The organism is Alcaligenes sp. SMD-FA (assembly GCF_025960365.1).
Lineage (GTDB): Bacteria > Pseudomonadota > Gammaproteobacteria > Burkholderiales > Burkholderiaceae_B > Alcaligenes > Alcaligenes aquatilis.
Window position 1 is genome coordinate 2,929,086 of record NZ_CP110108.1, and the last position, 23,538, is coordinate 2,952,623.

General features: G+C 61.8%; 26 protein-coding genes and 1 pseudogene. 13 read left to right on the plus strand and 14 right to left on the minus strand.

The features are described 5' to 3' along the window. Positions 1-5: 5 nt before the first annotated feature. The 3 genes from OKX01_RS13575 to OKX01_RS13585 are packed head-to-tail and all read right to left on the minus strand — an operon-like array spanning position 6 to position 1,803. The gene (locus OKX01_RS13575) at positions 6-773 is read right to left on the minus strand and encodes a YiiX/YebB-like N1pC/P60 family cysteine hydrolase (RefSeq protein ID WP_264671880.1); all 768 of its coding nucleotides are present in this window, start codon (positions 771-773) and stop codon (positions 6-8) included. Next, positions 770-1,261, minus strand: a complete 492-nt coding sequence (locus OKX01_RS13580) for a DoxX family protein (protein ID WP_413544454.1) — start codon at positions 1,259-1,261, stop codon at positions 770-772. The genes OKX01_RS13575 and OKX01_RS13580 overlap by 4 nt, the downstream gene beginning before the upstream one ends. Beyond that, on the minus strand, positions 1,249-1,803 hold the full coding sequence (locus OKX01_RS13585; RefSeq protein WP_264671882.1) for a carboxymuconolactone decarboxylase family protein: 555 nt from the start codon (positions 1,801-1,803) through the stop codon (positions 1,249-1,251). The genes OKX01_RS13580 and OKX01_RS13585 overlap by 13 nt, the downstream gene beginning before the upstream one ends. Before the next feature lie 189 nt (positions 1,804-1,992). Between OKX01_RS13585 and arsS the strand changes: the two genes are divergently transcribed. From arsS to OKX01_RS13630, 10 genes are all read left to right on the plus strand, one after another. Continuing rightward, positions 1,993-2,991, plus strand: coding sequence for an arsenosugar biosynthesis radical SAM (seleno)protein ArsS (gene arsS, locus OKX01_RS13590; protein WP_264671883.1), 999 nt, complete (start codon positions 1,993-1,995; stop codon positions 2,989-2,991). Further along, positions 2,988-5,150 carry an FAD-dependent oxidoreductase gene (locus OKX01_RS13595; protein WP_264671884.1) on the plus strand — a complete coding sequence of 721 codons (2,163 nt, stop codon included), beginning with the start codon at positions 2,988-2,990 and terminating at the stop codon, positions 5,148-5,150. Before arsS ends, OKX01_RS13595 begins: the two co-directional genes overlap by 4 nt. Then, the gene (locus tag OKX01_RS13600) at positions 5,147-5,956 is read left to right on the plus strand and encodes a DUF547 domain-containing protein (RefSeq protein WP_264671885.1); all 810 of its coding nucleotides are present in this window, start codon (positions 5,147-5,149) and stop codon (positions 5,954-5,956) included. Before OKX01_RS13595 ends, OKX01_RS13600 begins: the two co-directional genes overlap by 4 nt. Positions 5,957-5,961: 5 nt before the next feature. Further along, entirely contained in the window at positions 5,962-6,633 is a 672-nt protein-coding gene (locus OKX01_RS13605; protein ID WP_264671886.1) for a TIGR04283 family arsenosugar biosynthesis glycosyltransferase, read from the plus strand. Further along, a complete protein-coding gene (locus tag OKX01_RS13610; RefSeq protein WP_264671887.1) occupies positions 6,630-7,250 on the plus strand; it encodes a TIGR04282 family arsenosugar biosynthesis glycosyltransferase in 621 nt (206 codons plus the stop codon). Before OKX01_RS13605 ends, OKX01_RS13610 begins: the two co-directional genes overlap by 4 nt. Continuing rightward, entirely contained in the window at positions 7,243-7,995 is a 753-nt protein-coding gene (locus tag OKX01_RS13615; RefSeq protein WP_264671888.1) for a DUF3047 domain-containing protein, read from the plus strand. Before OKX01_RS13610 ends, OKX01_RS13615 begins: the two co-directional genes overlap by 8 nt. Positions 7,996-8,037: 42 nt before the next feature. After that, positions 8,038-8,451, plus strand: a complete 414-nt coding sequence (locus tag OKX01_RS13620) for a hypothetical protein (RefSeq protein ID WP_264671889.1) — start codon at positions 8,038-8,040, stop codon at positions 8,449-8,451. A gap of 60 nt (positions 8,452-8,511) precedes the next feature. Next, complete coding sequence (locus OKX01_RS13625) at positions 8,512-9,552, plus strand: methyltransferase domain-containing protein (protein ID WP_264671890.1); 1,041 nt, start codon at positions 8,512-8,514, stop codon at positions 9,550-9,552. A 57-nt stretch (positions 9,553-9,609) separates the two neighbouring features. Then, a complete protein-coding gene (locus OKX01_RS18905) occupies positions 9,610-9,744 on the plus strand; it encodes a hypothetical protein (protein WP_413544455.1) in 135 nt (44 codons plus the stop codon). A gap of 345 nt (positions 9,745-10,089) precedes the next feature. After that, the gene (locus OKX01_RS13630) at positions 10,090-11,166 is read left to right on the plus strand and encodes an inorganic phosphate transporter (protein WP_264671891.1); all 1,077 of its coding nucleotides are present in this window, start codon (positions 10,090-10,092) and stop codon (positions 11,164-11,166) included. 285 nt (positions 11,167-11,451) lie between these two features. Here OKX01_RS13630 and OKX01_RS13635 read toward each other — a convergent pair. The 10 genes and pseudogenes from OKX01_RS13635 to OKX01_RS13680 form a co-directional block, all read right to left on the minus strand. Next, positions 11,452-11,906 (minus strand): annotated as a pseudogene (locus OKX01_RS13635) (NAD(P)H-dependent oxidoreductase); the annotation flags it as partial. Next, positions 11,899-12,321 carry an arsenate reductase (glutaredoxin) gene (gene arsC / locus OKX01_RS13640; protein ID WP_264671892.1) on the minus strand — a complete coding sequence of 141 codons (423 nt, stop codon included), beginning with the start codon at positions 12,319-12,321 and terminating at the stop codon, positions 11,899-11,901. The gene arsC and the pseudogene OKX01_RS13635, both read right to left, overlap by 8 nt. A 14-nt stretch (positions 12,322-12,335) precedes the next feature. Beyond that, the gene (gene arsB / locus OKX01_RS13645; protein ID WP_264671893.1) at positions 12,336-13,448 is read right to left on the minus strand and encodes an ACR3 family arsenite efflux transporter; all 1,113 of its coding nucleotides are present in this window, start codon (positions 13,446-13,448) and stop codon (positions 12,336-12,338) included. Next, complete coding sequence (gene arsA, locus OKX01_RS13650; protein WP_264671894.1) at positions 13,445-15,211, minus strand: arsenical pump-driving ATPase; 1,767 nt, start codon at positions 15,209-15,211, stop codon at positions 13,445-13,447. The genes arsB and arsA overlap by 4 nt, the downstream gene beginning before the upstream one ends. A 13-nt stretch (positions 15,212-15,224) precedes the next feature. Next, positions 15,225-15,584, minus strand: coding sequence for an arsenite efflux transporter metallochaperone ArsD (arsD, locus tag OKX01_RS13655; protein WP_264671895.1), 360 nt, complete (start codon positions 15,582-15,584; stop codon positions 15,225-15,227). A gap of 42 nt (positions 15,585-15,626) precedes the next feature. After that, positions 15,627-16,121: an arsenate reductase ArsC gene (locus OKX01_RS13660; RefSeq protein WP_022580391.1), complete on the minus strand. Its 495-nt coding sequence runs from the start codon at positions 16,119-16,121 to the stop codon at positions 15,627-15,629. A 4-nt stretch (positions 16,122-16,125) separates the two neighbouring features. After that, positions 16,126-16,467, minus strand: a complete 342-nt coding sequence (locus OKX01_RS13665) for an ArsR/SmtB family transcription factor (RefSeq protein WP_264671896.1) — start codon at positions 16,465-16,467, stop codon at positions 16,126-16,128. Further along, positions 16,468-16,650, minus strand: a complete 183-nt coding sequence (locus OKX01_RS13670; RefSeq protein ID WP_264671897.1) for a hypothetical protein — start codon at positions 16,648-16,650, stop codon at positions 16,468-16,470. 29 nt (positions 16,651-16,679) lie between these two features. Further along, complete coding sequence (gene mobH, locus OKX01_RS13675; RefSeq protein WP_264671898.1) at positions 16,680-18,539, minus strand: MobH family relaxase; 1,860 nt, start codon at positions 18,537-18,539, stop codon at positions 16,680-16,682. A gap of 318 nt (positions 18,540-18,857) precedes the next feature. Further along, on the minus strand, positions 18,858-19,883 hold the full coding sequence (locus OKX01_RS13680; protein ID WP_094840673.1) for an IS110 family transposase: 1,026 nt from the start codon (positions 19,881-19,883) through the stop codon (positions 18,858-18,860). 375 nt (positions 19,884-20,258) lie between these two features. Here OKX01_RS13680 and OKX01_RS13685 point away from each other — a divergent pair, with 375 nt between their 5' ends. The 3 genes from OKX01_RS13685 to OKX01_RS13695 all read left to right on the plus strand — a co-directional run bounded on the left by OKX01_RS13685 (position 20,259) and on the right by OKX01_RS13695 (position 21,986). Then, the gene (locus OKX01_RS13685; RefSeq protein ID WP_264671899.1) at positions 20,259-20,885 is read left to right on the plus strand and encodes an integrase; all 627 of its coding nucleotides are present in this window, start codon (positions 20,259-20,261) and stop codon (positions 20,883-20,885) included. 12 nt (positions 20,886-20,897) lie between these two features. Beyond that, entirely contained in the window at positions 20,898-21,530 is a 633-nt protein-coding gene (locus OKX01_RS13690; RefSeq protein ID WP_264671900.1) for an RES family NAD+ phosphorylase, read from the plus strand. Between the two features lie 84 nt (positions 21,531-21,614). Then, positions 21,615-21,986: a DUF3742 family protein gene (locus OKX01_RS13695; RefSeq protein WP_264671901.1), complete on the plus strand. Its 372-nt coding sequence runs from the start codon at positions 21,615-21,617 to the stop codon at positions 21,984-21,986. Positions 21,987-22,003: 17 nt separating this feature from the next. Here the strand turns inward: OKX01_RS13695 and OKX01_RS13700 are convergent, their stop codons facing one another. After that, positions 22,004-23,524, minus strand: coding sequence for a conjugal transfer protein TraG N-terminal domain-containing protein (locus OKX01_RS13700; RefSeq protein WP_124014509.1), 1,521 nt, complete (start codon positions 23,522-23,524; stop codon positions 22,004-22,006). Positions 23,525-23,538: the final 14 nt, after the last annotated feature.

Here is a 23,538-nt window from a genome sequence, read left to right on the forward strand (position 1 = left end):
ACACATCACGCCGTCGTCCGGTCGGTCCAGTGCAGGCCATGAAAATCAAAGCCCTGCTCCAGCAGGGGCTTGACGACCTGAAAATAGGGCGACACGTCGAAGTCGCGTGGTGCGAACAGGCTGTGATGACGAATGCGTGCGATTTCTTGGATGCAGGCCGGGCAGTCGGGCGATTCGCTGCGGCGCTGTTCGATCACTGGCAGGATGGGATAACGCACCGATTGAAACGCCTGAGCAATTAGGGTTGAGCAGATGGCGCGGCTCGGGTCGCCACTACCCAAAGCCAGCATGCGTCTGCGCATGCCCAATGGCACCGGCGGCGTCGGCAGCAAGTAGCGCGCCAGATCGATCACGTTGCGAAGGTCGTAGCGGTTGCCAATGCGCTCGATCGCATAGCGGCACACACGTTGGCACTCCGCATCGGAGAGCCCGATGGGTCGGCAAATCCGGCTGGGCAACATCGCCAAGGTATCGAGCGATACGCTGCGCACCCCATCCACGGTATCGGCCTCGACCAGCACATGCTCGGGAGGTCCCCCGCGTTCAGCAAGCAAAGGGCCGACATAGAGCGCGGCGTGCGACCAGGTGGATTGGGTCAGGTATTTGATGGCGGTGCTGATACGGCTGTTTCCTTCAACCAGCAGGACATCGCCAGGTCGGAGCGTAGCGGCCAGAAGCGATGGCGGTGTGACGGAGGCTGTGCCATGAACGTGATGTTCACGACTCAGGAAGCGTGCAAGCGCACCGCCAAGGCGTGACAGTACGATGTTCATTGCAACGGACCATCCGTCCGAATCCAGCAACGACGTGCGATCCAGTGATCCAGGGAAATCGCGCCAGGGCCACGTGCAATCAAGAATAACACTACAGTTGCCCACGTGCCATGCGTGGGATAGGCATCAGGGTAAAAATAGATCCGGATGACCGCCGTCATGTCCAGCAGCCCCAGTGCGGAAAAACGGGTGTCGAGCCCAACGAGCAGCAGGACCGGCAACAAGTGTTCAGCGGTGGCCGCCAGCGGAGCGGCAAGTTCCGGAGGGATGAGCGGCAGGCTGTACTCTGCCGCAAAGAGTGCCAGTGCCGAATCCGATAGGCGTGGCCAGCCAACCCGATGCCCATCAGAACCAGGTGCAGTGTTTCCAGTCGGACAACAACCAGACAAGAAACCAGTGTGCCCGCGAGGATGGACGACCCGATCCTCGCCAGGGTTTGAACAATAAAAGATCGGGTAGACATGACTGTCTTTCCCTATCGCGACCAACGCTCGCTCTCGAAAGCCGGGTTCAGGGGCGTGCCCAGCAGGTGATTGGCATAGTTGCTCAGCGTCTTCTGCGTGACGCCGAGCACCACCTCCAGCGCCTGCTCCTTGCTGAACCCTGCCGCCAGAAAGCGTTGCAGCGCCGGGTGATTCGCCACCCAGCCTCGCTCCTGCACGATGGCACGTGTCAAGGCGACCAGCGCCGCCAGTTTGACGTCGTCAGGCTCACGGCCTTCGCGCACAGCGGCCACAACCGGTTCGGGCACGCCAACTATCTTCTTCGCAATCATCGAGTGCGCCGCCACGCAGAATTCGCAGCCGTTATCCACACTGGTGGCCAGCAACACTACCTGGCGTTCGATGGCCGACAGGCTGGTCTTCTCGAAAAATCCCGATAGCGCGATGTAGGCTTCGAGTGCCGCCGGGGCATTGGCAAGACCGGCATACAAATTCGGCACGAACCCGAGCGTCGCCTTGGCTTTTTCGAGAATGGGCGCGGCGGATGCAGGGGCGGATTCGGGCGTGTGGAACGGGTATTGATTCACGGTGTGGCTCCTGTAAGGGCTGGTGGTTGGGACTGGAGATCGGATGCTTCAGATCGGACTCAAGAACTTAGTCGAGCCATGACGACCCGTTCTTACACCCACGGCGAAAACCCGTTGCTGTAATAAATCGGACACTGGCGACGACCAAAGGCACATCACGATTCGTTCATGCCACGCCGAGGAGTTCACATGCACGCCACCTTACCGCTGCTTGCCGCCACTGACTTTCCCGCGCTTAACCGACGCCGATTGACCACTTTGCAGGTCAATCTCGGTTACCGCTGCAACCAGTCCTGCGTTCATTGCCATGTGAACGCAGGGCCTAACCGCAAGGAAATGATGGATGCGGAAAACCTGGCACTCATTCCGAAGGTATTGACCGCGCGCGGGATCACAACGCTGGATCTGACCGGCGGCGCACCGGAGATGCATGAGGGATTTCGTGATCTGGTGCGGCAGGCGCGTGCCCTGGGAGTGCATGTGATCGACCGCTGCAATCTGACCATCCTGTTCGAACCCGGACAGGATGACTTGGCCGAGTTCCTGGCGGCCAGCCAAGTCGAAGTCGTGGCTTCACTGCCGTGCTATTCAGCGGCCAACGTCGACAAGCAACGTGGCAATGGCGTGTTCGAGAAGAGCATCCTGGCGTTACAAAAACTCAATGCCCTGGGCTATGGCGCTGATGGCAGCGACCTGCAATTGAGCCTGGTCTACAACCCGCAAGGGCCCGAGCTTCCTCCGCCTCAAAAAAGCCTAGAGGCGGCCTACAAGCGCGAACTGCTGGATCACTTTGGCATTGTGTTCAACCGGCTACTGACCATTACCAATATGCCGATTCAGCGCTTTGGCTCGATGCTGATTTCCAAGGGGCAGTTCAATGACTATATGCGCTTGCTCAAACACAACTACGCGGCAGGCAACCTGGAAGGTGTGATGTGCCGCGAGCTGGTGAGTGTGGACTGGCAAGGCTATTTGTACGACTGCGATTTCAACCAACAACTTGGGCTGACGTTGCCGGGCTTGGGCGAGCGTCCGCATTTGCGTGCGCTGCTGGATGCCGATCTGTCGGGAAAACCGATTCGCGTGGCCGATCACTGTTATGGATGCACGGCTGGGCAGGGCAGCAGTTGCGGTGGTGCACTGGAGAACGCGAGGCAGGTCATCGCGGTGCAGGCGGTTCACGCATGAAATCCAGGCTAGTGATTGCGATTGCGTTGCTTGCTCTCGTCGCGCTGTACGGCTACTTCGATCTTGGGCGTTTCTTCAGTTTGGCGGCCTTGCAGGCCAGCTTGAGCGATCTGGAGGCCTGGCGCGATCAGACGCCCATACTGGCGGCAGCCCTCTTCTTCCTGATCTATGTGGGGCTGACCGCCCTGTCCGTGCCGGGCGCGGCCGTGATGACCCTGGCTGGGGGTGCCTTGTTTGGCCTGGCATGGGGGAGCGTACTGGTGTCATTTGCCTCCACCGTTGGCGCGACGCTGGCCATGCTGGCATCGCGTTATGTGCTGCGCGAATCGATACAGAAGAAATTCAGTGCCCGTCTGGCCGCCATTGATGCGGGTCTGGCGCGTGATGGCGCCTTCTATCTTTTTACCTTGCGTCTGGTACCGGTCTTTCCGTTTTTCGTCATCAACCTTGTCATGGGTTTGACGCGGATGCCCGCATGGCGGTTTTTCTGGGTCAGCCAACTCGGCATGTTGGCAGGCACACTGGTCTATGTGAATGCGGGCACGCAACTGGCACAGCTCAAAAGCCTGTCGGATGTGGCATCGCCGACGCTGTGGCTGTCTTTAGCGCTATTAGGGGTCTTGCCGTGGATCGGCAAGGCGCTGGCGCGATGGGTGCAGGCGCGTCGGCGCTATGCGGGCTGGACCCGCCCCAAACAATTCGACCGCAATCTGATCGTGATTGGCGGTGGCGCAGCGGGACTGGTCACGGCCTACATCGGCGCAGCGGTCAAAGCCAAGGTGACCCTGGTGGAAGCGCACAAGATGGGAGGCGATTGCCTGAACTATGGCTGCGTGCCCAGCAAGGCGTTGATCAAGAGCGCGAAGGCCGCGCATCTCATCCGCCATGCCGACCATTACGGGCTGACGGCCAGCGAGCCGACCTTTTCATTCAAGGCGGTCATGCAGCGGGTGCAAGCGGTGATCCGCGCGGTCGAGCCGCATGACAGTATCGAGCGCTATACCGGCCTGGGCGTTGATGTGGTGCAAGGTTACGCCAAGATCGTTGACCCCTGGACGGTGGAGATCAAGCGCAACGATGGCGGTATTCAACGCCTGACCGCTCGCAGCATTGTCATCGCTGCCGGGGCACAACCCTTCGTGCCGCCGTTGCCCGGTATCGACGAGGTCGGTTACCTCACTTCGGACACCTTGTGGGAGAGCCTGGCACTGCGCGACGACATGCCACGCCGGATGGTGGTGTTGGGTGGCGGGCCCATCGGCTGCGAGCTGGCGCATGCCTTTGCGCGGCTTGGCGTCAAGGTTACCCAAGTCGAAATGGCATCGCGTTTGCTGATTCGCGAAGACGAAGAAGTGTCGATGCTGGCCAAGAACTCGCTTTCGCGCGATGGCGTCGAGGTGCTCACGGGTCACAAGGCGCTGGGCTGCGAACGCGAGGGCGAACACAAGGTCATCGTCGTCGAGCATGCGGGCCGTGAGCAGCGCATTGTCTTCGACGAACTGATCTGTGCCGTGGGCCGGGTTGCCCGCCTCAATGGTTATGGCCTTGAAGAACTGGGTATCGAGACGCAGCGCACCGTCGTCACCAACGAGTATCTGGAAACGCTGTATCCGAATATTTATGCCGCCGGCGATGTCGCCGGGCCCTACCAGTTCACCCATACGGCGGCGCATCAGGCGTGGTACGCTGCCGTCAACGCCCTGTTTGGCCGCTTCAAGAAGTTCAAGGTGGACTATTCGGTGATTCCCTGGACGACCTTCATCGATCCGGAAATAGCCCGCGTCGGTCTTAACGAGCAGGACGCCAAAGAGAAAGACATCGCCTACGAGGTCACCCGTTACGGGCTGGATGATCTGGATCGCGCGATAGCCGATGGCGCGGCCCATGGCTTCGTCAAGGTGCTGACCGAGCCGGGTCGCGACCGAATTCTGGGCGTGACCATCGTCGGTGAGCATGCCGGTGACCTGTTGGCCGAGTTCGTGCTGGCCATGAAGCATGGTCTGGGGCTGAACAAGATTCTGTCCACCATTCACGCCTACCCCACCTGGGCGGAAGCCAACAAATACGCGGCGGGGGAATGGAAGCGCGCGCACGCACCGCAACGGGTGCTTGCCTGGCTGGAGCGGTTCCACGCCTGGCAGCGCGGGGGTGCGCAATGACAGCCGTGCTTCGTTGGGTTTTGATGGTCTGGTTGGGTTTGAGCGCCATCACCGCGCAGGCCGCAAGCATCCATGATGAATGGGATGGCTTGCTCAAGCAGCATGTCGTGAGTCTGCCGGGTGGGCACGCCACGGCAGTGGATTACCAAGGCATGGCGCGTGACAAGGCGCGCTTGAAGGCGTATCTCGCGCGGCTGGCGCAGGTGCAACAGAGTGAGTTCGACCGCTGGCCGACCGCGACGCAACTGGCTTTTCTGATCAATGCCTACAACGCCGGGACGGTGGACTTGGTGTTGTCGGGCTATCCCGGCATCAGCTCGATCAAAGATCTTGGCAGCCTGTTCTCATCCCCTTGGAAAAAGCGCTTCCTGCCATTGCTGGGCAAGGAGCGCACACTGGATGAAATCGAGCACGAACTGATCCGCGGCTCGGGGCGATACCGTGATCCGCGCGTTCACTTTGCCGTCAATTGCGCCAGCATCGGCTGTCCGGCCTTGCGCGGCGAAGCCTATGACAGCGCGCGGCTGGATGCGCAACTCGACGAGCAGGCGCGGCGCTTCCTGTCTGACCGCAGTCGCAACCGTCTGGAAGGTGGAACGCTGCGCGTGTCGCCGATCTTCAAGTGGTATCGCGGCGATTTCGAGCAGGGCTGGCGCGGCGCGAATGCGCTGGGCGCATTTCTGGCGTTGTACGCCGACGCTGTCGGGCTGACACCCGCGCAAGCACAGGCGCTGCGCGAAGGCGCATTGCCGATCGAGTTCCTCGATTACGACTGGCGGCTCAACGCCAGGCAGGCAGGGCGGTAAGCATCATGAAGATCGCGGTCGTGGTGCCGATGCTCAACGAGCGGGAGGCGCTGCCTGCGTTGCTTGAACATTTGCTGATGCTCAAGCGCCAGTGCGCTGACATATTGCTGGTTGATGGCGGAAGTCTGGATGGTAGCGCCGCGTTTGCCCGGGCCTTGGGTTTCCCGGTGCTGGATTGCGTTCGCGGTCGGGCACGGCAAATGAATGCCGGTGCGCAAGCAACGGCCAGTGATGCCTTGCTGTTTCTGCATGCCGACACGCGCTTGCCGGTGCAGGGCCTTGAGCAAGTACAAGCGGCCTTGGCGGAGGGAGCGGTGTGGGGGCGCTTTGATGTGCACATCGAGGGTCGCAGCCCTTGGCTGCGACTGGTTGCCTTGCTGATGAATCTGCGATCGCACTGGTCAGGCATTGCCACCGGCGATCAAGCCATTTTTGTCAGGCGCGCCGCCTTTGATGCGGTGGGAGGCTTTCCCGATCAGCCCTTGATGGAGGACATCGAACTGTCCAAACGCCTGAAGCGGCTGGCCAAGCCCACCTGTTTGCGCGGACCTGCGGTGACATCCGGGCGTCGCTGGGAAACACGCGGCGTTTGGCGAACCATCGTTCTGATGTGGCGCTTGCGCTGGGCCTATTGGCTTGGTGCGAGTGCGGAAGCACTGGCGGAGCGCTACCGATGAAGACGCGAATCATGGTGTTTGCCAAGGCACCGCAAGCAGGCCGCGCGAAAACCCGCCTGATTCCGGCGCTGGGGCCAGAAGGCGCGGCATCCCTCGCGGAACGGCTGCTGCAGCTGACCATCACGCAAACCCTGGCCGCCAAAGCGGGGCCGGTCGAGTTATGTGTCACACCTGATCCGGCAGACCCGGTGTGGCGGACAGCAAGGCTGCCATCGGGCCTGATGCTGTCCGCGCAGGGCGAGGGCGATCTCGGCGAGCGTCTCACGCGCGCAGCCCGGCGATGCATTGAGAACGGCGAAACGGTGATGCTGGTGGGTACCGATTGCCCGGATTTGACGCCCCAGCGATTGCAAGCCGCCGCGATGGCCCTTGAAAGCCACGATGTGGTGATCCATCCGGCAGCAGATGGCGGTTATACGCTGCTGGGGCTGAGACGCTTTCATCCGCGCATCTTTCAGGACATCGCCTGGAGCACAGATTCCGTGGCTCACGCAACGCTGTGCCGCTGTGGCGAACTCGGCTGGTCCGTGCATGAGGCCGATCGCCTGCACGACATTGATCAGCCAGAGGATCTCGTTCATTTGCCCGAGTCTCTGCGAGGTGTCTTGCATGCGTAGATTCTTGGGGATTGGGACCGCGCTGTGCGGACTGCTGATGCCGGTGGCACTGATGGCGCAGGATGCATCCTCGCTACGACAGGACGTTGGCGTATTCCCTTCGGAATCAGATGTCCCCCCCGCCCCTTGGCGGCTGGTGCGTTTCAAAGAGAGTGTTCCGCCGACCGACTACCGCATCCGCGCCTGGGCAGGCGAATTCGCCATTGAGGCTCACGCCCATGCCAGCATGGCCCTGCTGGCCCGTCCGATTCAGATCGACCTGGTGCGTACGCCGATTTTGTGCTGGCGCTGGCGGATTGACGCGCCGATTGCTGCGGCCGACTTGCGCGAAAAATCGGGCGACGACTACGCCGCGCGGGTCTATGTGGCTTTTCGGATTCCACCGGAATCCATGAGTTGGGTAACGCGCAGCAAGCTTGCCCTGGCTCGCTCCGTGTTCGGCGCTGAAGTACCCGATGCCGCGCTCAACTACGTGTGGGACAACCGCCATCCTATCGGTACCGTGACCCCGAATGCCTACACCGAGCGCGCCATGATGATCGTGGCGCGCTCGGGTGCTGCCGATGCCGGACGCTGGGTCAGCGAGCGCCGCGACGTGCTGGCGGATATCCGCTCCGCCTTTGGCGCTGGCTCGTTTACACCCGTGCTGCTGGCCGTGGCCAGTGATGGCGATGACACCGGAAGCAGCGCGCACGCCGGTTTTGCACGCCTGCGTTTTGTGGCGCGAGGCGCGAGTTGTGATTAATCGCCTATTGGAGGAATGCTTCGTGCGACGTTTACAGAATGTTTGGGGCTCATTCCGTGCTCTGCCGATGTGGGTGCAGATCTGGGTCGGTCTGATCCTGGTGCCGGTCAATGCGTTGCCGTTTTCTTTCTCGACACACCAACGGGGCGTTGGGCCGCTTGGGCGTCGGTATTCGTGGTTTCGACCAATATCCCCATCATGCTTATCGAGGGTGGCATGAGCCGCTTGATGGCGGTGCCGCATCTACTTGCATGGGGGCCGCTGGTGGTGATGCTCTTTCTGCGCCTTGCCAATCCCCATGTAGGCAGCGCACCGTCCACGGCCTCTGAATCCGCTTTGATGTGGGCGCTGTTGCTGGTCAATTCGGTGAGTCTATGCTTCGATACGCTCGATACCTGGCGTTGGTGTCGTGGGGAGCGCGACATTCCCGGGCGGATTCCACATGAGCGGCTGTAATAAACGGCTGGCTGGCCGCGACTAAATCAGCAATCGATCACTTATTTGGAAGTTTGTGCCATGCATGAAGTCGTTCAAGATTATTACGGTCGTCAGCTCAGCGGGTCATCCGACCTGAAGACCAGCGCTTGCTGTGATCCCAGCCAGATGCCGGAATGGCTCAAACCCCTGTTGGCGCGCATTCACCGAGACGTATTGGGCCGCTACTACGGTTGCGGTCTGGTCTGCCCGCCACTGCTCGAAGGCTGCCGCGTGCTTGATCTCGGTTGTGGCTCTGGCCGTGATGTGTATGCGCTGGCTCAGTTGGTTGGCGCGTCGGGCGAGGTTGTCGGCGTGGATATGACCGACGAGCAACTCGCGGTGGCCGAAAAGTACCGTGCCTACCATGCCGAGCAGTTTGGCTACGACAACGTGCGCTTTGTGAAGGGCTATATCGAACAGCTCGATGCGCTGGATCTAGCGCCGAGAAGTTTCGACATCATCGTCTCCAACTGCGTGGTGAATTTGTCTCCGGACAAAAGCGCCGTGCTCAAGGGCGTCGGCCGCCTGCTCAAGCCCGGCGGCGAATTTTATTTCTCGGATGTGTATGCGGATCGGCGTGTCCCGGACGCCGTGCGCAACGATCCGGTGCTCTATGGCGAATGCTTGGGCGGCGCGCTCTACTGGAACGACTTCCTGCGTCTTGCGCGTGCTACCGGCTTCATCGATCCCCGGCTCGTGGAAGACCACCCGATCGCAGTCACTGATCCGGCGCTGGCCGCGAAAGTCGGGGCGATCCGCTTTTATTCAGCGACTTACCGGCTGTTTGCCATCAATGGACTTGAAGATGGTTGCGAAGACCACGGCCAAGCGGTGGTTTATCGCGGCAGTATCGCGCAACACCCCGACCGTTTTGTTCTCGATAAACACCACGATATCGAGACGGGAAAGGTCTTTCCGGTATGTGGCAATACCTACCGCATGTTGCGCGAATCACGGTTTGCCCCCCATTTCGAGTTCATCGGCGATTTCAGTCGCCATTTCGGCCTGTTTGAAGGCTGTGGTGGGGGATTGCCGTTTGATGCCGGTACCATCGCCACTGGGGGAATAGCATGTTGCTGAATACACCTGCCGTAGAGACCGACTCTACCCGTTGTCAAACCTAGTCTTGGTGTGCTGGTGCTATGCAGAGGTAACTCTGCGCGCAGCATCATGGCAGAAGCGTTGCTCAATGGCATCGCGGGACGCTGGATTCGCGCGTACAGCGCTGGCAGCCATCCGACCGGGAGGTCCAGCCGCTGGCATTGGCGTTGATTGATCGCGCGGGGTTTCCGACTTTGGGTTTTCTCAGCAAGAGCTGGGCCGAGTTCGCGTGCCCTGATGCGCCCCGGCTTGACTATGTGATCACCGTGCGTGGTGGCGCCGCCTCGGAGCCTTGTCCGATGTTCCCCGGTGAGGCCGTGCGCATTCATTGGCCCCTTCCCGACCCGACTGCCCCAAGCATCCCGGAGGCCGAACGCGGCCAAGCATTCGCCAACATATTTTAGACGCTCACAGCGCGCGCCCGAACATTGGCGGCTGCGCCACTCGCGGATATGAGCAAACCCGCCATCACAGAGAACTGGGCACCGAACCGGACATTACCGAAGGAGCATCAACATGGAAGTATTCCTGATCCTCGCCGCGCTGGCCGTCGCCTTCAGTAACGGCGCCAACGACAATTTCAAAGGTTTCGCCACGGTATGGGGATCAGAGACACTGGACTACCGCCGCGCGCTCACCCTGGCCACGCTCGCCACCGTAGCAGGAAGTCTCGCGTCGCTGTTGCTGGCTGAATCGTTGGTGCAGCAGTTCTCGGGTAAGGGGCTCGTATCCGATGTGGTGGCAAGCGCTCCGCTCTTTATCGCCAGCGTGGCCAGCGGTACCGCGATGACGGTGTTCCTCGCCACACGGCTGGGATTCCCGGTGTCTACGACACATGCGCTGATCGGCGGCTTGGTTGGTGCCGGTCTGGCGCAGAACGGAGCCGTGCATCTCGACCGGCTGGCATCCACTTTCCTGATGCCGTTGCTGGTCAGCCCAATGCTTGCGGCGGCGCTGGGGGCCGTCGCCTACAGCGTTTTCCGCCTGTGTCCGGTGGATAAGGATTGCGCCTGCGTGGCGCTGCCGGAACCAGCCAAGCCTTCGCCGGTTGATGGCGCCGTTGCAGTGCACTTTGCTATCCCCGACGTCGTCGTGGCGAGCGTGGCGGACTGCGAGCGGCTGGATACGCCGGTGCGCTGGTCAGTGTCTCGGAGCATGGATCGCCTGCACGTGCTGTCAGCGATGGCGATCTGCTTCGCCCGGGGCGTCAATGACACGCCCAAGCTGACGGCGCTGCTACTCGCCGCGAATCTCTTGAGCGCGCAGGGTTCGATTTTGGTCATCACCGCTGTGATGGCGGTGGGTGGTCTGCTGTTCTCACGCCGCGTCGCGCAGACGATGAGCCAGCGCGTCACGCGGATGGATCACACGCAAGGCTTGAGCGCGAATTTGATCACCGCCGTCCTGGTGTTGTTCGCCAGTAAGCTGGGGCTGCCGGTCTCGACCACTCACGTTTCGGTCGGCGCTATCGCCGGCGTTGGGGCGAATGCGGGCACGCTGGATTGGGTAGCGCTGCGCAACATCCTGCTGTCCTGGGGGGCGACTTTGCCGTTGGCGATGGGGCTGGCATGGAGTATCGGCCGTATTGTCTAGCGGCGAAGGCTTGCATGTGTACAGCCTGGTAGGGCCGAGCAAATCAAGATGACCGCTACCTGGATCGGTATCAACTTAACGCAGCAGCAGCGTGGGGATCGTCGATGAACGCAACAGATCATTTGTCTTGCTGCAGAACAACAGGCTGCGTAGCGGCGAATGGTGGCTTTGTTCAACCACCGGAGATCGACTCCCCATGCAGACCATCCATAAGACCCAGTACCACTGCGCTGAGCTGCGGCGCTCTGTGGCCGTGATCCAGCGTATCGAGCAGGCGAGCGGGATCGACCAAGACGATACCTGCATCACCGCCAGCGTCTTGCGCTGGGTCGGGCGGGCGCACCGCACCGCGCCGACCGACAGCGGAATCCAGTCGATCTGGGTTTTCATGAGACCGGTCATCGCGCCGTGGCGCTCGGGCGAGCACCAAACCATCCCTTCGGCCCATTGCGTGAGCGCATGCAACTCCTGCACCTTGGGGTGATCGCTAGGCGCATCGTCCACCAGCGGCAGGCCAGATGGATTGAACATGCGTGTCTCGCCACCGAGCGCACGCAGGATGCGATGCGGGCGGCCTCTTCGGTGGCGAGACGGCTGTACGAGCGCTCCCGCAGCGAGCCATAGAGCAGAAGAAAGCGCGGCGCGTGGCCTGCACGTTCGGGCGCCAGTAATCGCGCTGCATCCGGTTGTTGAAACAGCGCTGCGTCGATATTGGGGAGGTCAAGGCGCGCTTCAGACACGGCGGCCTTCCGCATCGATGACTGGCTCGCCGTCTTCCTTGTTGAATGCGCCGCGCTGCGGCTGCGGCAGAATGTCCAGCACGGTTTCCGAAGGGCGGCACAGCTTCGTGCCCAGCGGTGTGACCACGATGGGCCGGTTCATCAGGATGGGATGTTGCCCGATGAAATCGAGCAACTGGTCATCCGTCCATTTCGGATCGGCCAGGCCCAACTCTGCATAGGGCGTGCCTTTTTCGCGCAGCACGTCGCGCACGCTCAAGCCGGCATCGGCCAGCAGCTTGACCAGCGTTGCGTGCGAGGGCGGCGTCTTGAGGTACTCGATGACCGTGGGTTCTTCGCCGCTGTTGCAGATCAGGCCCAGCGTGTTGCGCGATGTGCCGCAGGCGGGGTTGTGATAGATGGTAATTTGGCTCATACCCTTGCTTCGACTCAGAGATTCGTGGGGTTGGAGAAATTCATGCTGGCCCCTGCGAGCCGCCACCGGCGGCCCAGCCACAAGGCAACATGCACTAACAGGATGAGCACCGGCACCTCTACCAGCGGCCCGATCACCGTGGTGAAGGCGACGGGCGAAGCCAAGCCGAACGATGCGATGGCAACGGCAATGGCCAGCTCAAAGTTGTTGCCTGCCGCGGTGAAGGCGATGGCGGTGGTGCGCGGATAGTCGGCCTGGATCAGCCGGCCCATGAAGAAGCTGATGAGAAACTGGATCACGAAGTAGAGCGTCAGCGGTACGGCGATCTTCAGCGCGTCCAGCGGCAAGCGCACCACGTCGGCGCCCTTGAGGCTGAACATTGCCACGATGGTGAACAGCAGCGCCACCAGGGTGATGGGGCTGATCCGGGGCAGGAAGGCGCGCTCGTACCAATCCTGTCCCTTGCGCCGGATCAGTGTGCGTCGGGTCAGGAAGCCGGCCAGGAACGGGATGCCTAGGTAGATCAGCACCGCTTCGGTGATCGTCCAGAAGCCTACGTCGATGACACTGCCTTGCAAGCCGAATACAGGCGGTAGCACCGACAGGAAGAACCAGGCGTAGGTCGAGAAGAACAGGATCTGGAAAATCGAGTTGAAGGCGACCAACCCCGCGACGTACTGGTTGTCGCCACGCGCCAACTGGTTCCACACCAGCACCATAGCGATGCAGCGCGCCAGCCCGATCAGGATCAGGCCGGTCATGTATTCCGGCTGGTCACGCAGGAAGATCACCGCCAGCACGAACATCAGCACCGGCCCGATGATCCAGTTCTGCACCAGAGACAGCAGGAGCACGCGCCTGTCGGCGAAGACTTCATGCAGCGTCTCGTAGCGCACCTTGGCCAGCGGCGGGTACATCATCAGGATCAGACCGATGGCGATAGGGACGTTGGTCGTACCGACCGAGAGTGCATTGAGCGCATCGGGCAAACCGTCGAACAGCGTGCCCAGGGCAACACCCAGCGCCATTGCGGCGAAAATCCAGACGGTGAGGTAGCGATCCAGGAAGGACAGGCGAGCGGGAGGATTCGGCAGCGAATGTCCGCTTTGAGAATTACCTTGATTCATGACATTTTCCAGTTTGCCAAAGCCCGCAGGCGCTCTACCCCTACCGGCTCCTCGGTCAGAAGAGGCACTACGGCATAGCGTTGAGCGTGCCGTGTGGTCACAGCGTCGATTTCCTGCAATTCGTTGCGTGCACGCTGGCGCAGCAGTGGGGAATGCGGGTGCGCGGCCGCAACGCTGTTGTTGACGATCCAGGCCCACGGTTCGATGCCCGCGCGGCGCAGGTCGTCTTGCAGGTTGGCCGCTTCCAGCACGGGCGTGGTTTCGGCCAGGGTGACGATAAGTACCTTGGTCTGCTTCGGGTCTTGCAACTGCATCATCGGCGTCGTGAAGTGAACGCCCGTCTCACCCATCTGCCGGGCAATGTCGCGGTGGTATGCGCCGGTGGCGTCGAGCAACAGCAAGGTGTGGCCCGTGGGCGCGGTGTCCATCACCACGAACTTCCTACCCCCTTCGCGGATGGCGCGGGAGAATGCCTGGAACACCGCGATTTCCTCGGTGCAGGGCGAGCGCAGGTCTTCTTCCAGCAGAGCGCGGCCTTCGGCATCAAGCTGCGCACCCTTGGTGTCCATGACATGCTGGCGATAGCGTGCCGTGGCTTCCTGGGGGTCGATGCGGCTGAGAGCCAGATTGGGCAACGAACCTTCCAGCGTGTCAGCCAGATGCGCTGCCGGGTCAGAGGTGGTCAGGTGCACGGGCAATCCCCGGCCCGCCAATTCCACCGCGATGGCGGCGGCCAGCGTGGTTTTGCCCACGCCACCTTTGCCCATCACCATGATCAGCCCGTGCCCATCAGCGGCGATCTCATCGACCAGCGCAGACAAGTCCGGCGCATTGATCTGCTCGGGCAGTTCGATGGCATCGGCGCTATGCGTGGCGTCGGTATCAACCAGCAGGTGGCGCAGGGCATCGAGGCCGACGAGGTTGAACGGCTTGAGCGCGATCTGATCCCGAGGCAACGCCTGGAGGACAGCCGGAATGGCGGCCAGCGTGGCCTGTTCTTTTTCGTAGATCGCAGTGGCCAGCGTATCGTTCTTGGCCTCGCTGGCAGGGAATACGCCGTTGATGACCAGGTGTTGCTGCGACAGGCCGATCGCGGCCAGTTCTTCATGGGTGCGTGCCGCCTCGCGCAGCGTGGGGCGCTGCGCGCGAGCAACCAGCACTAGGCGAGTCCGTAAGGGGTCGGCCAACGCTTCTACTGCTGCCTTGTATTGGCTGCGCTGTTTTTCCAAACCCGCCAGCGGCCCCAGGCACGACGCATCGCCTTTGCCTGCTTCCAGAAAACCACTCCATGCGCCCGGCAGTTGCAGCAGGCGGATGGTGTGGCCGGTAGGGGCTGTGTCGAAAATGATGTGCGTGTAATTCTGTGTCAGCGTCGCATCGGTCAGCAAGGCCGTGAACTCGTCGAAGGCAGCGATTTCCGTGGTGCAGGCTCCCGATAGGGATTCTTCGATGCCATCCACGACCGCATCGGGCAACACCCCTCGCACAGGGCCGACAATGCGGTCACGGTACGCTTGTGCGGCCGCCTGCGGGTCGATTTCCAGTGCCCACAGGTTCGGCACGGCGGCAATCGCCGTGATGCGGTTGCCGATGCGCTCGCCGAAAACCTGCCCCACGTTGGACGCCGGGTCGGTGCTGACGAGCAGCACGCGCTTGCCCTGGGACGCCAGTTGTACCGCCGTTGCACAGGCGATGGAGGTCTTGCCGACTCCCCCCTTGCCGGTAAAGAAAAGAAAACGGGGCGGCTGGGTCAGAAAATGCATGGAATCTCCTTGTTCAGCAGCAGCGGCCGCCAGAGCAACAGGCGTTTTGGGCTGGAGAGGCTTCGGGCGCCTCAATGCCAGCCCAGCGGGTCAATTCGCTTCGGCTGGGGTAGCGGCCGGCCAAGGCCACCTCGCCATCGACCAGTACCAGAGGCAGCGCCTCTTGGCCCGAACGTTGCAAAAAGCCTTTCACTGTCAAGTTTTCGGCGAAGGCGAGGGGTTGCTGTGCCAGGTTGAAGCGTTCGACCTGGGCACCGTTTTGCTTGGCCCAATCCACATCGGCGGCAAAGTTCACCAAGTTTTGATCCACTTCAACGCCACATACGCCGGTGCTGCAACACAGCGCCGGGTCGAAAATCTGGATGTTTGGCATGGGGTGTCCTTTCAAATCTGGTTGTTAACGACGCAACGCTCTTTACTCTTGGCCGATGTTTCGCAACTCGCGTTGCAGCGACATCGCGTCCAGGCGTTGCAATGGCAGCGACAGAAACAACTCGATGCGGCGGCGCAAGGTCAGCGCGGCATCCTTGAATGCCTTGAGTTGTTGTTCTTCGCTGCCTTCGATGGCTGCGGGATCGGGCACGCCCCAGTGCGCCGATACCGGCTTCCCTGGCCAAAACGGGCATGCCTCGCCGGCGGCGTTGTCGCAGACGGTGAAGATGAAGTCGAACACTGGTGCCCCTGGCGCCACGAATTCGTCCCAGCTTTTGCTGCGGTAGCCGGTCGTCGGCATATGCAGCCGCTCCAGCGTGGCAAGTGCCAGCGGATGCACTTCGCCCTTGGGTTGGCTGCCGGCTGAGTAGGCGCGGAAGCGCCCCTTGCCCAGCTCGTTGAGGATGCCTTCGGCGAGGATGGAGCGTGCGGAATTACCCGTGCAGATGAACAGTGCGTTGTATGTGGTGTCGGTCATGGCGTCAGCAGTCACAGTGGGGGGGATTTGTGACTTCGCACACGTTGCCCTGGCAGCAGTGCTCGGTCAGATAGCTGAGTAGCCCGTTCATATGGGCGAAGTCGGCGCGGTAGATCAGGTTGCGGCCCTTTTGCTCAATCGTGACTAGACCCGCGTGGGCCAGCTCTTTCAGGTGGAAGGACAAGGTGTTACGGGCGACGTCGAGCTGGTCAGCCAAGACGCTGGGGGTTTGCCCTTCGGGGCCGGCAACGACCAAGGCACGAAATAGGCGCAATCGTTGCGTATGAGCCAGAGCACTCAGAGCAGAGACAGTTTGATCTTCGTTCATTGTTCGATAATACAACATTTATTGAATCATTGACAAGAGGCAATGCGAAGCCGCATAGCGTCCCGGCGTGCCGCCGTCGGGTTCGCGGGCTACGCCCCGCGCTTCGTGCCGAATCGCGGCCATCTGGCTTTGACCCCTGACGCCTTCGGCCTTGGCGGGCCTGCGCACCAGCAAGATCAGGATCGATCTGATATGGGTCAAAGAGGCGTTTCGGCGGGCGAATACATGGCTTACACGGCAGAATCTGCTCGCAAAAGCGAGAGATATGGATTATTTGGAGGACACTCGGCAAGCACATGGGCAGGTTCTATCAATAGATAGCCATGCAGCCGACGAGACTTGCGAGGTCCGGTTACCTCGCAAGTCCAGATATTCAGGCCGTTGGGATGCTTGCGGTGGTATTGCAGCCGCTCGAAGCGCTTCTGTACCCATTGCCAATCCTGCTGGCTTTCCTGCTTCGCCAGCGTGCCAACTTGCGGGTGCTCCTGCGCGTAACGCTGGAAGACGCCGGGGCTGACCAGGTAGGCGGTGTCGCCCACGGTATGCACGAGCGCCTTGGCGTCGTTGATGATGAGCCGCCGCGAGGCGACGCCCTGTTGCAGCCATGTCATGAAGTGCTCACCGGATGGCTGCGCCGCCGTAGGCGCTGGTGATGGAGGCAGAGGGTTCGCCAGGGGCGGTGCTGGCATTTCGAGGCCTGCGGCAGGCGCTTCGACCGAGACGGCTTCTGCATCCTGCCGGACAGCAGACAAGTCACCCATTCCTACCATCGCGAGCATGTCTTCCATGACATCGAGCACGGCTTGGGCAGTGGGAGGTTGAAGCGTGGCAGCGCCGCTGTCGGGGTCCTTCCAGGGAGCAAGCTGCTGATCTTCCGCGGCTTGCGTTGCCACGATCGCCGGCGTGGGCGCCGAGACATCGGCATCTTTGTCGGGCGGTATGGTGTCGAGCGCCACCGTCCCGGCGAACGGCGCCGGCCGCTCGCCAGGCTCCCAGATCAACGCAGGTGCCAGCCGCAGCAGGGTGAACGCGTGGGACCAGCCGGTGGAGCTGGTGACCGTTGCGCGCCAGATTGCCTTGCCATCGGACGTCGGCTGCAACATGCCGTGATCCTGGAGGACGTTGAACACTGCGGTGTTGTTCGCAGGGATGCCATCGACGCCCTGGGACAGCAGGTGCGCGCGCAGCTTGTCCGAGACCGTCTTGCTGACCAACCACAAGGCGTCCTCGGTGAGCCAGCCATCGGAGGCTTCGGGCTGGTTCAGTTTCAGCTCTTCCTTGAGCAGGTAGCGCAGCCCGTTGACCAGCTTGCGTTGCAGCGTGTGCTTAGGCGCGGCTATGGCGCGGGCGGGATCGCCGCCCAGCTCTTGGGCGACGGAAGCGCGGTCGGCCTGCACGACCAACTCGCCCAGCACCCCGGCGTGCTCGTACTGCCCGGCCAGGACGTAGAGCAGTGGCGCCCATAGGGATGGATAGCCACTGAGCCAGTCCAGCAGATCGCGATCGAGCAGTTGCCGGTAGAGCAAGCCTGTCGCAGCGCTATGGAGCCGGTACTCGCGGTCGGGGTTGTAGCGGAAGCGGTAAGGCTGGCGCAGTGGGCCGTGCCACGGGTGCCAGGTGCTGCCGTCGGCCAGCTCGACGTGCAGATCGACCGCGACCTTGCCGATGTCATGGAGCAGCGCGGCATAGGCGACGGCTGCAGTCCAGGCTTCGGCCTGCGCGGCCTGGTCCTCGGGGCTGGCGCCGATGGGCAGCAGATGGGACTGCCGCAGCTTCAGGCTGTAGGCGACGATTTCGAGGCCATGGTCGAGCATGCCACCCGGGTATGCGTGGTGATGCGCTTCGGAGGCCGGGAAAGCCTGGACCAGCTCGGCGTAGCGCTCCAGTGGCGTGCGGTACAGGGTGGCGAACTGCCTGCGCGAGAGCGACGTGCGTTGCCAGATGTGTTCCAGCAGCTTCTGCCGGCGCGGCGTCGCCAGCAGCGATGCGGCCGACTCGGGCCGCATCAACCCTTTCAAAAGGTCGATGGCGGGTGGTGGCGATGGAGCGGCGGCGACCGGGGGCCGTTTTCGCTGGAACATGGAGAGCATGTACGTGTCCTGATGGCGGGCCGGGTGGGAGGCCTTTTGGCCTTTGTATGGACGCCTCCTGTTTTGCAAGTGCTTTCAGTGTGATGCCGAACAGAATGCGGCTGCAGTTTTGTATCCGGCCTGTCATGCAGGTCGATACCTGCTGGCCCCGATGGAATCCGCTGATCTGCTCCTCATTTTTCGAGTGGGTTCGTAACCCGAGGCCAAAACCAGGTTTGGCAGATCACGGTCCGACCTGTTTGCCATCACATTTCAGTGCACCTGCAGAACTCGTAAGCAATCCATTTCTACCCAGTCGGTTAAAGGGAGCCGGACCGGCTATGCCGGCCGGCTTGCGTAATTCGGTTCGTAAGCGCGCCCATGAGCCAAGAGCGCCCACAGCGTTCGGGCGGTTCGGTTCGCTATCGCCACCGCAGCGACGTTGACGTGTCGATGCCGCGTTGCAGAAGCTGCCCACGACGGCAGCTCTTTACTGTTCCAGAGCACCGAGCGGGCACCGTGAATGAGCAGAGTTCGCAGATAGGTGTCGCCCCGTTTGCTGATACCCAGCAGCTTGACCTTCCCGCCTGTCCCGACCTGGCGTGGCACCAGCCCCAGCCATGCGGCGAACTCACGCCCAGATTTGAATGCAGCGGGATCACCCATCGTTGCCACGGCAGCGGTTGCCGTCAGCAGACCTACCCCTGGAATCTCGGCGATCCTTCGGCACGCTTCGTTCTGCTTGAGCCACGCCTGAAGGCGGCGTTCGATCTCAGTGACCTGCTTGTTCAAGTCGCAGATCCTGCTGAACTGTTCGCGCAGGGTGTCAATCAGAACGGTCGGCAGCTTGTCTACCAAGCGAGCGAGAACGCCTGGCACTGCCTTGGCGACGGCTGCAAAGCCTTGGGGCATGACTTCCCCGTACTCCGTCAGCAACCCGCGCAGAGCGTTGATCTGGGCGGTGCGAAACTTCACCAGTTGCTGACGCATGCGGTGCATCGCAAGAACGGCCTGCTGCGCCTCCGATTTGACGGCCACTGCCTTGACCCCGGGCTGCTGAACAGCCGTCCAGATGGCCCTCGCATCTGCGGCATCGTTCTTATTGCCATACACGAATGCTTTCACCTGCATTGCCGGCAGGAGCTTCACCGCATGCCCCATCGCCATGAGCTGGCGAGCCCAATGGTGCGCGCCACCACACGTTTCCATGCCAATCAGGCAGGGTGTGCGGTTGACGAAGTGCTCCAGGAACTTCTCACGTCGTAACTGCAGGCTGATGATCTCGCCGGTTTGCCAGTCGACTTCATGTACCTGGAAAACGCGCTTGGCGATATCAACACCGATGACGGTCTGCTTGTCGGTCATGTCGAACTCCCGATAAGGTGGGTGAGCGATAGGTTTAACACCGGCGCCTTTTGCTGCGGACCTTTTGAGCGGTTCGCCGCAGGTGGAGGCGTCCATACCATTTTTCGAGGTAGGGCCTTTCCCCTTGCACCCCATTCCCTTGCCGTTTCAGCCCTTTGGCCTTTAACCGTTTCGGTATAGCGGGGCCTGGGTTGCAGCGCCAGCGTCAATGGGGAACCCGCTCGAATGGATTGGACGGTGCCCCGGTGCCGCCCACGACCTATGCTGCGGAGACACCGCTTCCGCCAGGTAAGCTCGCATCAAGGCGATAAAGTTGACAAGAGAGACAAAGGAGACTAGAGTGAATCCTGTCTCAAACCTACCTGGGAGATGACCATGCCCACTGCCATCGAATTCATTGCCGACCGTCTGCCGCGCGTCACGGTGGAGGATGTGCGCCGTTTCGCGGATACCGTCGAAATCCGGGATGCCAGAGCGTTTGCAGCCGAGCTGCAGGCGTTCGTCCACGAGCGCGTGGAGGCTGTGAAGCTGCCTGCCAACCTGGAAGGCGAAACGGTGGGCCAGGCCTTGGAGCGCAAGGCGGCCGCGCTGCGCGCCGACACGCGCTGGGCACCGGCCGAAACCGACATCCAGCGTGGCCGCGCCGTGCTGTTGGAAGCCTTCAACCAGCCGCACAACCTGGCGATCCCCGAGTACGCCAGGCTGGCCGACAAGTCGCGCCAGCAGATCTACAAGGACATCCTCGCCCGTCGCCTGCTGGCATTGAACGTCGGGGGGCGCGGTCAGAAATTGCCCGACTGGCAGCTCGACCCGGTGAAGCAGCAGTTGACCCAAGCCGTGCTTCAGGAGGTCGAGGGCATCGACCACTGGACGATTTACCGCGCGCTGTCCGAACCGCTCGAAGGCCTGGGCGGGCGCTCGCCGGTGGATGCGGTGACGCATGGCACGATCGATGACGTGGCCGAGGCCGTGTTCAACGTGCTGGGCGTCCAGGTGCATTGAAGCGAGATCGCCATGAGCCACGAGCTGCCTTCGTTCCTGATTGATGCCGGTGAACTGCTCCAGCATGTGAGCCGCGTCGTCTATCGGGGCAGCCCGCTGTACTATGGCCGCAGCAGCACGAATCGCTACGATGACCCGACAGGGGCCTACGGTGTGCTCTACCTGGGGCGCGACCTGCCCACGGCGCTGATGGAGTCGGTGTTTCACAAGCACCAGTGGCTTGAAGACACGAAGCGCTCCATCGCCTTGAAGGAAGTTCAGGCCCGGATGGTGCGCGCAGCCGGCGTGCTGGACGACGTGCTCCTGGCCGACCTCACGGCACCGAACGTCATGGCGGGTTACTTCGGCCTGAATCTGGAGCAGTTGGCCAGCCGTGACTACACGCACACGCAGCAGGTGTCCGCCCAGGTGCATGCGATGCTCGGAAACGACGGCCAGCCGTTGTTCGACGGGGTGCTCTACCCCTCGCGCAACAACTATCCCGCCGCGAGCATCGCCCTGTTCGATCGGGCAGGAACGAAGATCAGCGTCATCACGGACATCGACCTGGTGGACCATGTGGACTGGCCGCTTTTCGTTGCCACCTACCGCATCGGCGTCGAACCCGACCCCGGCCCGGTGGAGCCGGATGACGAGGCACCCTGAAGCAGCAAGAAAACACATTGAAGCCTCAAACCGAATGAAGTGGAGCAAACTGAAATAGGCATTCCTCAGCAGCAGGAGACGACCATGAACGCGACGACCCGCACCAGCACCGCAGAACGCCTCGGCCGCACCTTTGGTCGCGGATGGCGCGCCTATGCGCGTGGCGAACGGCGGGCGTCGAACTGGCTGGTATCCAAGGGCGTGCCGCGAGCTGGTGCTACCGCACTTGTGTGGATCTTCAAACTGGCTGTGCTCGGGGTGCTGCTCTACGTTGCTTTCTGGTTCGCACTAGTGCTGCTGGGCGTGGTGGTGGCAGGATGGGCTATGAATCAGCACCATCCCGATGAAGAAGGGTTTGAACTGCAGTACCCAACCATTGAGGAACTGCGAGCCACGCCTGGCTACGATCCCAACCTGTACAACGATACATCCCACGAGATGTACCAAGACGACTGACGCCGAAGGTCATTCGATCATTTGAGCTTGCCGCCTGAGACAGCACCTGCTCCTTTGCCACCAGCGCTTCCTGCATCCTTTGTGGCGGTAGCGAAGGTGTTGGCGATCGCACCGGCACGTACACCGACCCAGGTGAGTGCGCCAATCCAGAACGTAGGCAGGACGATGAACATGGTGCCCATGACGAACATCAGAAGCATGTCGCCAAAGGCATTGTTCAATCCCACCAGCGGGTCGAAGTTGGTGTGCGGCCGATTCCACCCGAAGCCCCAGCCGTAAAGCGCATCGAGGATGGTGCTGTCGATCCAGCGGGCGAGCTGGAACCAGAAGTCCACGAAGAACAGCGCGAACTGCACGACGCTGACGGTGACGACCGTTTTCAGGTCATATGTGCCGATGACCAGCACGAGCGGGATGCAGATGACCAGCGCCATCTTGAGCAAGGCGAGGACCATGGGCAGAGCCTGCCGCACAACGTCCATGGCCGGAAACGCGGCAATCGCCCCGACTGCCATCCCGACGTCGCCCGTGGCCCGCGTCACGATGTTCGGCAGGGTCTTGTCGATCTGGCCGCCGTAGTCCGTATAGACGCTGCCCTGGTTCAACTTCTGCTGCCGCGGGGAGGCGATGGCGCGGATCACCGAGTCGTCCACCTCGGCCCGGCTCAGGAACCCGGCCCAGCCCGCCAGGCGATTGAGCAGGCTCGGGTCCACCTGTCCCAGCAGGCGTGCCCGCAGGCCGTTGCTGCCATCGGCCCACCACTGCCTGCAGTTCGGATAGCCGCCGCCGCTGGCCACCTGCGCAAGCCCGGCATCGCGGTTGCTGTCGTAGGGCCAGTCGTCGCGCGGCGTGCTGGAACGGTACGTGTCGTAGTAGCCGTTGGTGTCGGTGAAGAACCTCGATCCGATCCAGGTCACGTCGTGCATCTGCTGCTCATCGAGCTGAGGGCGCTGCATGAACAGTTTGGCCCGCGCAGGCCCATAGCAATCCCGCGAGAAGTCCGCCACTTCCTGGGCCAGTACCGGGTCGTCAATGCGGGTCGCGTCGATCTCCATGCGCATTTGCCGCAGGTCCGTACCACATGGGATCGCCGCCACCGAGGCGCTCGTGACAGCGCGCGAGAGCGCGTGCATGAAGGCCCACCAGACCGGCACCTTCGCCGACTGGTTGTTGATGGTGCTGAAGGACTGCGACCAGCCGGTATCCGTGGGCTGTGGCACGCTGACCTGGCACTGGGCCGAGCGCGAGCTGTCGTACTGGATGGTGTTGAGGTCCACGTCGATGAACGGAATGCCCGCGAACATCACCACCACGATGGCGACGAAAACCCGGTTCTCGATGCGTGCAGCCGAGAGCAGGCCTTTGTTGCCCTCGTCGGCGCCTTCCGCTCTGGCCTTCAGCCACTCCTGCACGATGATGGCGACGAAAGGCAGCGCGAATACCCCGCTGGACACCAGCACCGCCCAGATGCCGTTGTTGACGATCCAGGACACCAGCGTCAGGTAGTACTCTAGGTAGTCGGTCGTAAAAAGCGTCATGGCCTTGATCTCCC

Excerpts from the sequence above, each read along its gene's own strand:
- OKX01_RS13630 (WP_264671891.1), top strand. The coding sequence starts at position 10,090 with ATGGAAGTATTCCTGATCCTCGCCGCGCTGGCCGTCGCCTTCAGTAAC.
- arsS (WP_264671883.1), top strand. The coding sequence starts at position 1,993 with ATGCACGCCACCTTACCGCTGCTTGCCGCCACTGACTTTCCCGCGCTT.
- mobH (WP_264671898.1), bottom strand. The coding sequence starts at position 18,539 with ATGCTCTCCATGTTCCAGCGAAAACGGCCCCCGGTCGCCGCCGCTCCA.
- OKX01_RS13695 (WP_264671901.1), top strand. The coding sequence starts at position 21,615 with ATGAACGCGACGACCCGCACCAGCACCGCAGAACGCCTCGGCCGCACC.
- OKX01_RS13685 (WP_264671899.1), top strand. The coding sequence starts at position 20,259 with ATGCCCACTGCCATCGAATTCATTGCCGACCGTCTGCCGCGCGTCACG.
- arsC (WP_264671892.1), bottom strand. The coding sequence starts at position 12,321 with ATGAGCCAAATTACCATCTATCACAACCCCGCCTGCGGCACATCGCGC.
- OKX01_RS13615 (WP_264671888.1), top strand. The coding sequence starts at position 7,243 with ATGCGTAGATTCTTGGGGATTGGGACCGCGCTGTGCGGACTGCTGATG.
- OKX01_RS13665 (WP_264671896.1), bottom strand. The coding sequence starts at position 16,467 with ATGTTGTATTATCGAACAATGAACGAAGATCAAACTGTCTCTGCTCTG.
- OKX01_RS13600 (WP_264671885.1), top strand. The coding sequence starts at position 5,147 with ATGACAGCCGTGCTTCGTTGGGTTTTGATGGTCTGGTTGGGTTTGAGC.
- arsB (WP_264671893.1), bottom strand. The coding sequence starts at position 13,448 with ATGAATCAAGGTAATTCTCAAAGCGGACATTCGCTGCCGAATCCTCCC.
- OKX01_RS13690 (WP_264671900.1), top strand. The coding sequence starts at position 20,898 with ATGAGCCACGAGCTGCCTTCGTTCCTGATTGATGCCGGTGAACTGCTC.
- OKX01_RS13625 (WP_264671890.1), top strand. The coding sequence starts at position 8,512 with ATGCATGAAGTCGTTCAAGATTATTACGGTCGTCAGCTCAGCGGGTCA.
- arsA (WP_264671894.1), bottom strand. The coding sequence starts at position 15,211 with ATGCATTTTCTGACCCAGCCGCCCCGTTTTCTTTTCTTTACCGGCAAG.
- OKX01_RS13605 (WP_264671886.1), top strand. The coding sequence starts at position 5,962 with ATGAAGATCGCGGTCGTGGTGCCGATGCTCAACGAGCGGGAGGCGCTG.
- OKX01_RS13660 (WP_022580391.1), bottom strand. The coding sequence starts at position 16,121 with ATGACCGACACCACATACAACGCACTGTTCATCTGCACGGGTAATTCC.
- arsD (WP_264671895.1), bottom strand. The coding sequence starts at position 15,584 with ATGCCAAACATCCAGATTTTCGACCCGGCGCTGTGTTGCAGCACCGGC.
- OKX01_RS13575 (WP_264671880.1), bottom strand. The coding sequence starts at position 773 with ATGAACATCGTACTGTCACGCCTTGGCGGTGCGCTTGCACGCTTCCTG.
- OKX01_RS13595 (WP_264671884.1), top strand. The coding sequence starts at position 2,988 with ATGAAATCCAGGCTAGTGATTGCGATTGCGTTGCTTGCTCTCGTCGCG.
- OKX01_RS13680 (WP_094840673.1), bottom strand. The coding sequence starts at position 19,883 with ATGACCGACAAGCAGACCGTCATCGGTGTTGATATCGCCAAGCGCGTT.
- OKX01_RS13610 (WP_264671887.1), top strand. The coding sequence starts at position 6,630 with ATGAAGACGCGAATCATGGTGTTTGCCAAGGCACCGCAAGCAGGCCGC.
- OKX01_RS13700 (WP_124014509.1), bottom strand. The coding sequence starts at position 23,524 with ATGACGCTTTTTACGACCGACTACCTAGAGTACTACCTGACGCTGGTG.